At 58.7% G+C, this 12,927-nt stretch carries 12 protein-coding genes; 3 read left to right on the top strand and 9 right to left on the bottom strand.

Annotation, left to right across the window (positions count from 1 at the left end; translation table 11 throughout):
• Window positions 1–4: 4 nt before the first annotated feature.
• The 3 genes from V1599_RS05385 to pmbA form a co-directional block, all read right to left on the bottom strand.
• A complete protein-coding gene (locus tag V1599_RS05385; RefSeq protein WP_112012054.1) occupies window positions 5–343 on the bottom strand; it encodes a glycine dehydrogenase in 339 nt (112 codons plus the stop codon).
• Window positions 344–660: 317 nt separating this feature from the next.
• Complete coding sequence (gene cybC, locus V1599_RS05380; RefSeq protein ID WP_112012053.1) at window positions 661–1,047, bottom strand: cytochrome b562; 387 nt, start codon at window positions 1,045–1,047, stop codon at window positions 661–663.
• A 38-nt stretch (window positions 1,048–1,085) separates the two neighbouring features.
• Window positions 1,086–2,438 (bottom strand): metalloprotease PmbA, encoded by a 1,353-nt coding sequence (gene pmbA, locus V1599_RS05375; protein ID WP_395301138.1) that lies wholly within the window; start codon window positions 2,436–2,438, stop codon window positions 1,086–1,088.
• Window positions 2,439–2,533: 95 nt separating this feature from the next.
• On the opposite strand from pmbA, the gene yjgA reads away from it, so the two are divergent.
• Window positions 2,534–3,085, top strand: coding sequence for a ribosome biogenesis factor YjgA (gene yjgA / locus V1599_RS05370; RefSeq protein ID WP_112012051.1), 552 nt, complete (start codon window positions 2,534–2,536; stop codon window positions 3,083–3,085).
• Between the two features lie 96 nt (window positions 3,086–3,181).
• Here the strand turns inward: yjgA and mpl are convergent, their stop codons facing one another.
• Window positions 3,182–4,555 carry a UDP-N-acetylmuramate:L-alanyl-gamma-D-glutamyl-meso-diaminopimelate ligase gene (gene mpl, locus V1599_RS05365; RefSeq protein ID WP_112012050.1) on the bottom strand — a complete coding sequence of 458 codons (1,374 nt, stop codon included), beginning with the start codon at window positions 4,553–4,555 and terminating at the stop codon, window positions 3,182–3,184.
• 198 nt (window positions 4,556–4,753) lie between these two features.
• Here mpl and fbp point away from each other — a divergent pair, with 198 nt between their 5' ends.
• Window positions 4,754–5,752 (top strand): class 1 fructose-bisphosphatase, encoded by a 999-nt coding sequence (fbp, locus tag V1599_RS05360; protein ID WP_112012049.1) that lies wholly within the window; start codon window positions 4,754–4,756, stop codon window positions 5,750–5,752.
• A 44-nt stretch (window positions 5,753–5,796) separates the two neighbouring features.
• Here fbp and V1599_RS05355 read toward each other — a convergent pair whose 3' ends face one another.
• From V1599_RS05355 to ytfQ, 5 genes are all read right to left on the bottom strand, one after another.
• Window positions 5,797–7,365 (bottom strand): methyl-accepting chemotaxis protein, encoded by a 1,569-nt coding sequence (locus V1599_RS05355; RefSeq protein WP_395301137.1) that lies wholly within the window; start codon window positions 7,363–7,365, stop codon window positions 5,797–5,799.
• Between the two features lie 68 nt (window positions 7,366–7,433).
• Window positions 7,434–8,414, bottom strand: a complete 981-nt coding sequence (yjfF, locus tag V1599_RS05350) for a galactofuranose ABC transporter, permease protein YjfF (protein WP_395301136.1) — start codon at window positions 8,412–8,414, stop codon at window positions 7,434–7,436.
• A complete protein-coding gene (ytfT, locus tag V1599_RS05345; protein WP_181573249.1) occupies window positions 8,401–9,426 on the bottom strand; it encodes a galactofuranose ABC transporter, ATP-binding protein YtfT in 1,026 nt (341 codons plus the stop codon). Before ytfT ends, yjfF begins: the two co-directional genes overlap by 14 nt.
• Window positions 9,427–9,436: 10 nt before the next feature.
• The gene (gene ytfR / locus V1599_RS05340) at window positions 9,437–10,939 is read right to left on the bottom strand and encodes a galactofuranose ABC transporter, ATP-binding protein YtfR (protein WP_395301135.1); all 1,503 of its coding nucleotides are present in this window, start codon (window positions 10,937–10,939) and stop codon (window positions 9,437–9,439) included.
• A gap of 130 nt (window positions 10,940–11,069) precedes the next feature.
• On the bottom strand, window positions 11,070–12,026 hold the full coding sequence (ytfQ, locus tag V1599_RS05335; RefSeq protein WP_112012045.1) for a galactofuranose ABC transporter substrate-binding protein YtfQ: 957 nt from the start codon (window positions 12,024–12,026) through the stop codon (window positions 11,070–11,072).
• A gap of 309 nt (window positions 12,027–12,335) precedes the next feature.
• Between ytfQ and ppa the strand changes: the two genes are divergently transcribed.
• Window positions 12,336–12,866, top strand: coding sequence for an inorganic diphosphatase (gene ppa / locus V1599_RS05330; RefSeq protein ID WP_112012044.1), 531 nt, complete (start codon window positions 12,336–12,338; stop codon window positions 12,864–12,866).
• Window positions 12,867–12,927 lie beyond the last annotated feature (61 nt).

Here is a 12,927-nt window from a genome sequence, read left to right as displayed (position 1 = left end):
CTCCTTAAAGGTTGTCTTTCGCGACTTCAAAGTGAACGGAGAGCAGCCAGGCTTCTTCATCAGGAAGGTTGCCAAACTGCGCCACCACTTCACGGGCGAGTTGCATTGAATCGGGTGAAATTTCGTCGAACAGATCTGCTTCAACCTCCGGCAGCGGCTCGCCGGTCACGGACCGGTGCGCCATTGCGCGAACGTGAGAGGTGAGCATTTGTTCCTGTACCGCATTGGGGATGATGTTATGCCCGGCCAGCAGGGCATAGACCTGCTGCAGCATGGTGGTCGCGAGCTGTTCTGTTTGCACCGCCTGTTCCCCAACGTCGTTCATTACCGCTCCGTTAATCACTGGTCTTACCCCGTTAATGGCTCTGGAATAAAACTAACGTTGGGCGCGCATTGTTTGTAGCGAGTTGTTTTCCACTTCGAAGTGGAAAGGCGAGCAGCGGTAGTGATCTGTGCCACATAAAAACGTTGAATGTGGATAAAACGCTGTATTTGCGTGATGAATATCACGCATTCACGCGGTGAAACGCGCAGAATGCGAATGAAAACGTTCGGGCGTGATAATGCAAAAATGTGATGGCGATAGGGTTTACTTATCACCAGGCAAAAAAAAACGGGAGCCGCTGGCTCCCGCTGGATGTGTATCAGATGCGCGATCTGTTAACGATACTTTTTGTGGTAGGTATTGCGCGTGGCGACAAACTGGTCGGCTGCCGCCTGGGCTTCTTTCACTTTGCCTTCGTTGGCCAGCTTCAGCGCGCCGTCGATCTGGCCCACCAGCACGTCAAAACCGTGGCGGAAGTCCTTCATTTCAGGGCTGTCCGGCGCTTTGCTTTCCAGCTTCGGCGGCGTCGCTTTTTGCGCATCCAGCGCCGCTTCACGCATTTTGGTCAATGCGTCTTTCATTTCCGCCGCATTGTCCGTTTTCTGCACCACCTTCAGGTTTTGACTGAGGATGTCCATGTTGTCTTCAAGATCGGCGGCAAACGCAGTAGAGCCTAGAACCAGCGTTGAAGCTGCGACGATCGCTAACAGATGTTTACGCATTGCTCACTTCCTTTTTTATTATTAACAAAACGCTATCGCTATTGACCCGCAATTTTCATTTCGGGCAGAAGTACAGAACCACACTGTATATTGCTACGTGTTTCAATATCGTTACCGACCGTAACGATGTTGCGCCACATGTCCTTCAGGTTGCCGGCGATGGTTATTTCGCTCACCGGATACTGAATTTCACCGTTTTCCACCCAGAAGCCCGCCGCGCCGCGCGAGTAGTCGCCGGTAATGCCGCTTACGCCCTGGCCCATCAGCTCGGTGACCACCAGCCCGGAGCCCATCTCCTTCAGCATCTGCTCAAAGTTGAGGCCCTGCCCGGCGATGCGCCAGTTGTGGATACCGCCCGCGTGGCCGGTGCTTTTCAGCCCCAGCTTGCGCGCGGAGTAGTTGGTGAGCAGCCACTGGGTCAGAATACCGTCTTTAACGATATCGCGACGCTCCGTGCGCACGCCTTCGCTGTCGAACGGCGTGGAGGCCAGGCCTTTCAGCAGGTGCGGATGTTCTTCAATGGTCAGCCATTCCGGCAGGATCTGCTTGCCCAGCGAGTCGAGGAGGAAGGTCGATTTACGGTAAACCGAGCCGCCCGCGATGGCGCCGACCAGGTGACCGAACAGGCCGGTCGCCACCTCATTGGCAAAAATGACCGGCGCCTTCATGGTGGAGAGCTTGCGCGGAGAAAGGCGCGACAGCGTGCGTTCGGCACACTCTTTACCGACCCACTCCGGAGACTGCAAATCGCCCAGCGCGCGGCCAATGGTGTAGGCGTAATCACGCTCCATATCGCCATTTTCTTCCGCAATCACGCAGCTGGAGAGCGAGTGGCGCGTAGAGCAGTAGCCCTGCAGCATGCCGTGGCTATTGCCAAATACCTTGATGCCGTAGTGGCTATTAAAGCTGCCGCCTTCGGTATTGGTGATGCGCTTGTCGGCCTGCAGGGAAGCCTGCTCGGCGCGCGCGGCCATTTCAATGGCTTCATCCGGGGTCACTTCCGCCGGATGGAAAAGATCGAGATCCGGGGCGTCAAAGGCCAGCAGATCTTTGTCCGCCACGCCCGCGTAAGGGTCGGGCGAGGTGTAGCGGGCGATATCCAGCGCGGCCTGTACCGTACGGGCAATCGCATCCGGGCTGAGATCGGTTGATGACGCGCTGCCTTTGCGGTTCTGGTGATAGACGGTAATCCCCAGCGCGCCGTCGCTGTTAAATTCGACGTTTTCCACTTCGCCATAGCGGGTGCTCACGCTAATGCCGGTGGTTTTGCTGACCGCCACTTCGGCGCCATCTGATTTGCCTGAAGCGAGCGTCAGCGCGGTGGAGACAGCTTCTTCAAGGATCTTACGCTGCGCTTCAACTTGGGAGGTTACTTTCATCGCAAATGCCATACTGTAAGAGAGAGTTATCTGAAGTCTAACAGAGAACCGTTTTTCAGTGCGCGTCTTAACTGGTAACATTAGCCTCTTTTTTTAAGGAGCCTGACATGACTAAGCAGCCCGAAGACTGGCTCGACGACGTTCCCGGTGATGACATCGAAGACGAAGATGATGAGATCATCTGGGTCAGTAAAAGTGAAATTAAACGTGACGCCGAAGAGTTAAAACAGCTTGGCGCGGAAATGGTAGAACTGGGTAAAAACGCGCTGGATAAGATCCCGCTCGACCAGGATCTGCGTGATGCCATTGAACTGGCACAGAAAATCAAAAAAGAAGGCCGTCGTCGCCAGCTTCAGCTTATCGGGAAAATGCTGCGTCAGCGCGACGTTGAGCCGATCCGCCAGGCGCTGGACAAGCTGAAAAACCGCCACAACCAGCAGGTTGCGCTGTTCCACAAGCTGGAGCAAATTCGCGATCGCCTGATTGAACAGGGTGATGATGCCGTGCCGGAAGTGCTGAACCTGTGGCCAGACGCAGACCGCCAGCAGCTGCGTTCGCTGATCCGCAACGCGAAGAAAGAGAAAGAAGGGAATAAGCCGCCGAAATCCGCGCGTCTGATTTTCCAGTACCTGCGCGAGCTGGCGGAGAACGAAGAGTAATCTCGTCGGTTTCCCTCACCCCGGCCCTCTCCCAAAGGGAGAGGAAGGATAAGATCCCCTCTCCCTTTGGGAGAGGGTTAGGGTGAGGGGAAAAAACTACGCTGCCGCTGCCGCCTTCTTCGCCAGGCCGTCCAGCAGCTTCTGATGGATCCCACCAAAGCCGCCGTTGCTCATCACCAGAATGTGATCGCCCGGCTGCGCGGCTTTCACCACCATATCCGCTAAGACATCCACGTCCGCACTCCAGTGCGCAGGCTGTACGCAGGCGTCGGCCACTTCCGCCACCTGCCACGGAATATGCTGCGGCTGCAGCAGGAAGACCTCATCCGCACGCCCTAACGACGGCGCAAGATCGTCTTTGCAGATGCCCATCTTCATGGTGTTGGAACGCGGCTCCAGCACGGCCAGAATCCGCGCCGTTCCGCCGACCTTTCCGCGCAGCGCGGCCAGCGTCGCGAGGATCGCCGTCGGGTGGTGCGCAAAATCGTCATACACCGTCACGCCGTTGGCTTCACCGCGCAGCTCCAGGCGGCGGCGGGCGTTGATGAACGAGCCCAGCGCGCTGGCGGCATCCGCAGGAAGAACCCCCACGTGACGCGCGGCGGCAATCGCCATCAGGCCGTTATGCATGTTGTGTTCGCCGACCAGCGCCCACTTCACCTCACCCACTTTTTCACCGTCGAGCAGCACTTCCCACTCGGAGGCGTCCGCATTCAGCTTTTTCGCCTGCCAGTGGCCCTGCTCGCCCACCAGCTCCTGCTCGCTCCAGCAGCCCATCGCCAGGGTTTGCTTCAGGTTGATGTCGTTTTCCGGGTAGATGATGCGCCCCTGCCCCGGCACGATGCGCACCAGGTGGTGGAACTGCTTCTGAATGGCTTTCAGGTCGTCAAAGATGTCCGCGTGATCGAACTCAAGGTTGTTGAGGATCAGCGTGCGCGGGCAGTAATGCACGAACTTGGAGCGCTTGTCGAAGAACGCGCAGTCGTATTCGTCCGCTTCGATCACGAAGAACGGGCTATCGCCAAGCCGCGCAGAGACGTCGAAGTTGCCCGGCACGCCGCCAATCACGAAGCCAGGCTTATAGCCGCAGGCTTCCAGGATCCAGGTCGCCATGCCGGCGGTCGTCGTTTTGCCGTGCGTACCGGCCACGGCCAGCACCCAGCGGTCGCGCAGCACAAAATCATGCAGCCACTGCGGGCCGGACATGTACGGAATGTTGCGCTCCAGCACCGCCTCAACGCACGGGTTACCGCGGGTCATGGCGTTGCCAATGATGACCAGGTCCGGCTGCGGGTCCAGCTGGCCGGCATCGTAACCCTGAATCAGGGAGATCCCCTCTTTCTCCAGCAGCGTGCTCATTGGCGGATACACATTGGCGTCCGAACCTGTCACCTCGTGGCCCAAAGAACGCGCCAGCAGTGCCAGTCCGCCCATAAACGTGCCACAAATCCCCAATATATGAATGCGCATACGTCACTATCCTTCTTTAATGTGGCGCACATTTTACTCACATGTTCGCGGGTGTGAAACGCATTTCAGGTAAATCCGTATTTTGCTGGCGCGATTCACCTCTGCGCTACTATTTGAATATTTGTTAAGATTGTTGGGCTTCAGTCGTTTTAGTGAACATACGATCGCTCTACTCACATAAGATGCAGGGAAAGTGTTATGAAAACGTTAGGTGAATTTATTGTCGAAAAGCAGCACGAGTTCTCTCATGCTACCGGTGAGCTCACTGCTTTGCTGTCGGCAATAAAGCTGGGCGCTAAGATCATCCACCGCGATATCAACAAGGCCGGGCTGGTCGATATCCTGGGTGCCAGCGGTGCCGAAAACGTGCAGGGCGAGGTTCAGCAGAAACTCGACCTGTTCGCCAATGAAAAACTCAAAGCTGCACTGCGCGCGCGCGACATCGTGGCGGGCATCGCCTCTGAAGAAGAAGACGAAATCGTCGTATTCGAAGGGTGTGAGCACGCAAAATATGTCGTGCTGATGGACCCACTGGATGGTTCTTCCAACATCGACGTTAACGTCTCCGTCGGGACCATTTTCTCTATCTACCGCCGCGTGACCCCGGTCGGCACGCCGGTCACGGAAGAAGATTTCCTCCAGCCGGGCAGCAAGCAGGTTGCCGCAGGCTACGTGGTATACGGTTCGTCCACCATGCTGGTGTACACCACCGGCTGCGGCGTTCACGCCTTTACCTACGACCCGTCGCTGGGCGTGTTCTGCCTCAGCCAGGAACGCATGCGCTTCCCGCAGAAAGGCAATACCTACTCCATTAACGAAGGCAACTACATCCGCTTCCCGAACGGCGTGAAGAAGTACATCAAGTTCTGCCAGGAAGAAGATAAGGCCACCCAGCGTCCGTACACCTCCCGCTACATTGGCTCGCTGGTCGCGGATTTCCACCGCAACCTGCTGAAGGGCGGTATCTACCTCTATCCAAGCACCGCCAGCCACCCGGAAGGCAAGCTGCGCCTGCTGTACGAATGCAACCCGATGGCATTCCTCGCCGAGCAGGCGGGCGGCAAGGCGAGCGACGGCAAGCAGCGCATTCTGGACATCGTGCCGGAAAGCCTGCACCAGCGCCGCTCGTTCTTCGTCGGCAATGACCACATGGTCGAAGACGTTGAGCGCATGATCCGCGAATACCCTGACGCGTAACGCAGTTCCTCAGGGGAGCCGCCCGGCTCCCCTTTTCTTTTCCATCAGGCGGTTTGCGCCGTCAGCTTAAACGAAGCCATGGCCTCCATCAGCTCGCGCGACTGCGCTTCCAGCGAGCGCGTTGCCGCGGAGGATTGCTGAACCAGCGCCGCGTTTTGCTGGGCGGTTTCGTCCATCTGATTCACCGCGATGTTCACCTGCTCAATGCCGCGGCTCTGCTCCTGGGAAGCGGTGGCAATTTCGCGCATCAGTTTGGTCATGCGCAGCACTTCGGTGGCAATTTCATCCATCGTCTCGCCCGCCTGCTGGGCCAGCTCGCTGCCCTCGGTGACGTGGGTTTGCGAATCGCTAATCAGCGCGCGGATCTCTTTTGCGGCATCGGCGCTGCGGCTGGCAAGGTTTCGCACTTCGCCCGCGACGACGGCGAAGCCGCGCCCCTGCTCGCCCGCGCGCGCCGCTTCGACGGAGGCGTTCAGCGCCAGAATGTTGGTCTGGAAGGCGATTCCGTCAATCACGCTCAGGATGTCGGCGATGCGCGCCGAACTGCCGGAGATATCGCGCATCTTCTCAATCACGTAGCAGACCATCTCGCTGCCGTGGTCGGCGGTATCGGAGACCGACTTCGCCAGCTTGTGCGCCTGCTCGGCGTTGTCCGCGTTGAGCTTCACCGTGGCGGTGATCTCCTCCATGCTGGCCGCCGTCTGCTCAAGCGAGGTGGCGGTAGACTCCGTGCGCTGGGCCAGATGCACATTCCCCGCAGTGAGTTCGCGGCTGCCGGTATCAATCTGCGAGCTGGCGTCGCGAACGCGCAGAACCGATCCCATCAGCGACTGGCGCATCTCCTCTATCGCCGCGTTCAGGCGGTTAAACTCCTGGCTTGCCGGGGCGTTGAGCGTCTGGGTCAAATCCCCCGCGGCCACATGTTCGAGCTGCGAAATAGAGGCCGACAGCGGCCTGAGCAGCATATGGCGCAGCGCCAGCCAGGCCAGCACGATGATGCCCGCCGTGAGCAGCGCCGCCACCACGATGAGGATCAGCACCCGGGTTTTACTCGACTGCACGGCGCTCACTTCCGCCCTGCCGCGCGCCTCGCTCCAGGCCTGAAACGCCTGCATGTCGTTGTCAAACTGCCTGGCCACCGGGATCAGCGTATTCTCCAGCAGGTCGTAGTAACCGTCCGCGCTCTGCTCGTTAAGGGCCTTCAGCATCGGGTTAATCCCCTGCTGGCTATAGGCCGCGAGGCTCGCCGCCACCTTATCGAGCAGCGCCTGCCCCTGCTCGTCCGCCACGCCGCCGTCGATCACGCGCTTAAGCGTTTTCTGCGCCTGGCCAACCTCCTGATTGATGTTCTTCACCGATCGGGTGGCATCGTCCAGCAGGCCGATCTCCATCATGCGAACGGCCTGTCCGGCCTCGTTGCGGGCGCGCAGGAGAAGCGTGTAGCCTGAATTCAGCTGCACCATTTGCTCACCCTGGAGGTGGTTGATGCGCTGGAGCGAAGCGGAACTCTGGGTGAGGGCATAAATGCCGATGCCGCTGACGATCAGCAGCAGAAGGGTCATAACGGCCAGTAACGAAAGCAAGCCGGTACGAATCGATAGCGTTTTAAGCATGATGTTATTTCCGGTAGCGAGATATTTCTGGGCATAAAGAAAGAGTATCGGCCGCTACCGGAGAATATTTATACGCGCGTGACGGGCGAGCTCTGCCGATTCTCCCAAAGCACGGTCAGGCCGCGCTGCAGCGCGATGAAAATAAACAGCAGGATACCGATGGCGATTTTTGTCCACCACGAGCTGAGCGTCCCGTCGAAGTTGATGTAGGTCTGGATCAGCCCCTGGATCGCCACGCCGAACAGCGTGCCAAGCACCGTACCCACGCCGCCGCTGAGCAGCGTGCCGCCAATCACCACGGAGGCGATCGCATCCAGCTCAACGCCGACGCCCGCCAGCGCGTAGCCCGCCTGGGTATAAATGGAGAAGACGATCCCCGCCAGCGTCGCCAGGCCGGTCGAGAGCATGTAGATGCGGATCGTCGTGCTGCGGGTCGAGATCCCCATCAGGTTCGCCGACGTCGCGCTGCCGCCGATGGCGTACACCTGGTTGCCAAAGCGGGTGCGGTGGGCGAGGAAAATGCCGATCACCACCACCCCGAGCATCAGCAGGCCCATCGCGCTGAGGCGCCCGCCGCCGGGGATTTTCCACGCCAGGCTGGAGAGCGTGTCGTAGACCGGGTGGTTAATGGGGATCGACTCCTCCGACACCAGATAGCTTACGCCGCGCAGGAAGAACATCCCCGCGAGGGTAATGATAAACGCTGGGATTTTTAGCGCGTCGATCAGCAGCCCCATAAAGGCGCCAAAGGCGCAGCCCATCACCAGCACCAGCGGGAAGGCCAGCAGCGGCGAAATGTCCCAGAAGCCAATCGCCTTGGCGAGGAACACGCCGGTAAACGCGATAACCGAGCCAACCGAGAGATCGATTCCGCCGGAGAGGATCACGAAGGTCATGCCGACGGCGATGATGCCGAGAAAGGCGTTGTCCGTCAGGATGTTGCAGATCACGCGCGTAGAGGCGAAGCCGGGGAACTGGGTTAAGCAGTACAGATAGCCCAGCACAAACACGCCCAGCGTGATGGTTAACGGTAAATTACGTTTTATCATGAGCGCGTATCCCCTTGATGATGCTGACAAAGCGCGGCGACTGCACGATCAGCACGCAGAGCACGACCACCGCTTTTACCACCTGATTAAGCTCCGGCTGGAAGCCGGAGAGCAAGATCCCGGTGTTCATGCCCTGGATAATCAGCGCGCCCACCACCGACAGCAGCAGGTTAAAGCGTCCGCCCATCAGCGAGCCGCCACCGATCACCACCGCCAGAATAGCGTCCAGCTCAAGCCACAGCCCGGCGTTGTTGGCGTCCGCGCCGCGAATGTCGGCCGCCACAATCACCCCCGCGATGGCGGCGCAGACGCCGCTCAGCACGTAGGTGAGCATGACCATCAGCCGCGTGTTGACCCCGGCGTTTTTCGCCGCCCGAATATTGATCCCCACCGCTTCGATAAACATGCCCAGCGCCGTTTTGCGGGTGAACAGCCAGAAGACGACCAGCGTGGCCAGGGCAATGATTACCGGCGTAGGGAAGAAGAACAGCCTGCCGCTGCCGATCCACGCCAGGCTCGGCGAGTTGAAGGTGACGATCTGCCCGGAGGTGATCAGCTGCGCGACGCCGCGCCCGGCGACCATTAAGATCAGGGTGGCGACGAACGGCTGGATCTTAAGCACCGCCACCAGAATGCCGTTCCATAATCCGGCCAGCACGCCCGTTCCGAGCGCCGCCAGCAGCACCATCGGCAGGCTATGCCCGGCGACGGTCATTGAGGCGGCGGTTGCGCCGGCAATCGCCATGATCGCCCCCACGGAGAGGTCGATCCCGCCGGTGGCAATCACCAGCGTCATGCCGATCGCCAGCAGAGCGACGGGGGCCGCGCGGTTTAAGATATCGATCGGGCTGCCGAACAGCCGCCCGTCCTGAACCACAATCTGGAAAAAGTGCGGCGCAACGAGGCTATCGACAAGCAGCACCAGCAGCAGCGCCGCGAGCTGCGGCGTGCCGGTTGGCCAGCGGAAGCGACGCTTTGCCTCGCCGGTTTGCGAAAGGGATCGGGGCATCACCATTAACTCCTTATGCCGCGATGGCATTCATGATCGCCGGAACCGACAGCTTATCCAGCGGGATCTCTGCCACCTGTTTGCGATCGCGCATGATGATGACGCGATCGGCATAGCCCACCAGCTCCTCCAGCTCGGACGAGATCACCAGCAGCGCCAGCCCGTCCGCGCAGAGCGTTTCGATCAGGCGGATAATCTCCGCGTGCGCCCCCACGTCGATGCCGCGCGTCGGCTCGTCGAGGATCAGGAACTGCGGTTTGGTGAGCAGCCAGCGGGAGAGCAGCACCTTCTGCTGATTCCCGCCGGAGAGAAACTCAATCGGCTGCTCCGCGCTCGGGGTGCGAATGCCGAGCTGGCGGATAAAGCGCTCGGCGATGGCGTTTTGCTCGCGTCTGGGGATCGGGCGCAGCCAGCCGCGCTGGGCCTGCAGCGCCAGAATGATATTTTCCCGCACCGAGGCGGCGGCGATAATGCCGTCCGTTTTGCGATCCTCCGGGCAGAAGCCGACGCCCAGGCACGACGCCTGATGCGGCGATCGCAGGGTTTGCGGTTTGCCTTTGATCAGCGCGCTGCCGCTGTCGGCAGGCTTGATGCCGAAGATCACCTCGGCGGTTTCGGTGCGGCCCGATCCTAACAGCCCCGCCAGGCCGACGATCTCGCCGGGGCGTACCTGCAGATCGAACGGCGCAATCACCCCTTTTTTGCCGAAACCGCTAAACGCGGCGACCGGCTTATCGCTCAGCAGCGTGCGGCCCGCACGCTGCAGCGCGTTGGTCTCCAGTTCACGGCCCAGCATCATTTTGACCAGCTCGATCTGCGGCAGCTCGCGGGTTTCGCGGCAGCCGACGAAGCAGCCGTTGCGCAGCACCGTAATGCGATCGCTCACCGCGTAGACCTGATCGAGGAAATGGGTGACGAAGATCAGGCTAACGCCCCGATCGCGCAGCCGGCGCATCAGGGTAAAGAGCATTTCCACTTCCTGGGTATCGAGGCTGGCGGTGGGTTCATCGAGGATCAGCACCTTCGCCGAGAGATCGATGGCGCGACAGATAGCGACGATCTGCTGCATCGCCACCGAAAAGCGGTTCAGCGGCTCGCGCACGTCGAGCGAGAAGCCGTAAGATTCCATCAGCGCCGTGGCGCGCGCTTCCATCTCCTTACGCCGCAGCAGGCCGAAGCGCCTTGGCTCGCGTCCGATAAACAGGTTATCCGCCACCGACATATTGGGCAGCAGGTTTACCTCCTGGTACACCGTCCCGATGCCCAGCTGCTGCGCGTGGGCGGTATTTTTTGGCGAAATGGCATTGCCTTCCAGCCAGATGGTGCCGCGATCGGCGTGGTATACGCCGGTCAGGGCTTTGATCAGCGTCGATTTTCCCGCGCCGTTTTCCCCGAGGAGCGCCATGATTTCGCCGCGCCGCAGGCTGAAATCGACGTTATCCAGCGCCTTTACGCCGGGGAAAAATTTGCTTAAGCCCTCTGTGCGGAGGATTTCCTGGTGCTGTTCAGTGGTCATGGTTCCCCCTCACCCTGACCCTCTCCCCGGAGGGGAGAGGGAACTGTTCGTGCCAGCCTTTAATTTTCTGCCCAACTCGCCTTTCTCCCTCTCCCCTCCGGGGAGAGGGCTGGCGTGAGGAGCGCGGGTTTTAATAGCCCATATTTTTCTTCTTCTCTAACTCTTCTTTCGCCGTGTCAGGCAGGTAGAGCGTGGATTTGGTGACGGTCACTTTTTCCGGCATCGTGCCGTCTTTTTTGAATTTCTCGAGCGCGTCGAAGGCCGGACCGGCCATGTTTGGCGTCAGCTCGACGCTGGCGTTAGCCTCGCCGTCAATCATTGCCTTGTAGATATCAGGCACGCCGTCAATGGAGCCGGTGAGGATATCTTTACCCGGCTTCAGGCCCGCTTCCTTGATGGCCTGAATGGCACCAATCACCATGTCATCGTTGTGGGCGTAAACCATGCAGATGTTCTTGCCGTTGTTTTCCGCCTTGATAAAGCTTTCCATCACCTCTTTACCCTTGCTGCGGGTAAAGTCGCCGGACTGGGAGCGGATAATCTTGATGTTTGGCGCTTTGGCAATCGCCTCCGCAAAGCCTTTTTTACGGTCAATCGCCACGCTCGCGCCGACCGTGCCCTGCAGTTCAACCACGTTGCACGGCTTGCCGTCGACCTGCTTCACCAGCCAGTCGCCGATCAGCTGCCCTTCCAGCACGTTGTTGGCGGTGACGGTGGTCATATAGAGAGATTTGTCTTTTACGTCGATGGAACGATCGAGCAGGAAGACCGGAATTTCAGCGTCTTTCGCTTCCTTCAGCACCGGCTCCCAGCCCGTTGCAACCACGGGCGCAATGAAAATGGCATCCACGCCCTGGGCGATGAATGAACGTACCGCTTTGATTTGGTTCTCTTGTTTTTGCTGACCATCAGCGATTTTCAGCGTAATACCGCGCTTTTCGGCCTCGCTTTTCGCAACGCTGGTCTCTGCCGCGCGCCAGCCGGATTCCGATCCAACCTGCGAAAAACCTACGGTCAGAGGGGCGGCGATCGCCATAGACGACATGGCTGCCGAAACTGCTGTAACAAGAAGTAAGCGCTTCCACATATGAACGTCCTCGTAGGGTGAATTATTGTTGGTTAAAAGGTGTTCTGCGAAATGACTATAGCCGATGATATATGTAACGAATTGCGTTACATCACACTTCGGAAAAGTGAATAAAACGTTAATCACAAGTTTGTAATCGCTTTCATTTCCGCATGAAAAATGTGGCTGCGTTTATGGATTTTCCTGTCATGGAATCGGTCTGAAAAGTGGGCCAGACGAGGAGAGAAGGTGAAAACAGGCGAAGACTTTCAGCGCCAGTTGGCTATAATACCTGCCACTTATTTACCATCCATTTTTAAGGACACCGACATGAGCTTACTCAACGTCCCTGCGGGTAAAGAACTGCCAGAAGACATCTACGTTGTTATCGAAATCCCGGCAAACGCAGATCCTATCAAATACGAAGTGGACAAAGAGAGCGGCGCCCTGTTCGTAGACCGTTTCATGTCTACCGCGATGTTCTATCCGTGCAACTACGGCTACATCAACCACACCCTGTCTCTGGACGGTGACCCGGTTGACGTGCTGGTCCCAACGCCATACCCGCTGGAGCCAGGCTCCGTTATTCGCTGCCGCCCGGTTGGCGTGCTGAAAATGACGGACGAATCCGGTGAAGATGCGAAGCTGGTTGCCGTTCCGCACACCAAGCTGAGCAAAGAATACGATCACATCAAAGATGTGAACGACCTGCCAGAGCTGCTGAAAGCGCAGATCACTCACTTCTTCGAGCACTATAAAGACCTCGAAAAAGGCAAGTGGGTTAAAGTCGACGGCTGGGACAACGCGGAAGCAGCGAAAGCTGAGATCGTGGCGTCTTTCGAGCGCGCGGCGAAGAAGTAAGTTTTACCCGTCAGGCAGGGCGTGCTCCTGCCTGACCATGCAAAAGGATTGTTTGCACTTT

Source organism: Enterobacter sp. ECC-175 (genome assembly GCF_043968675.1).
GTDB lineage: Bacteria > Pseudomonadota > Gammaproteobacteria > Enterobacterales > Enterobacteriaceae > Enterobacter.
Note: the sequence above shows the minus strand (reverse complement) of the source record. Positions and strands in the feature narration are given on the sequence as shown.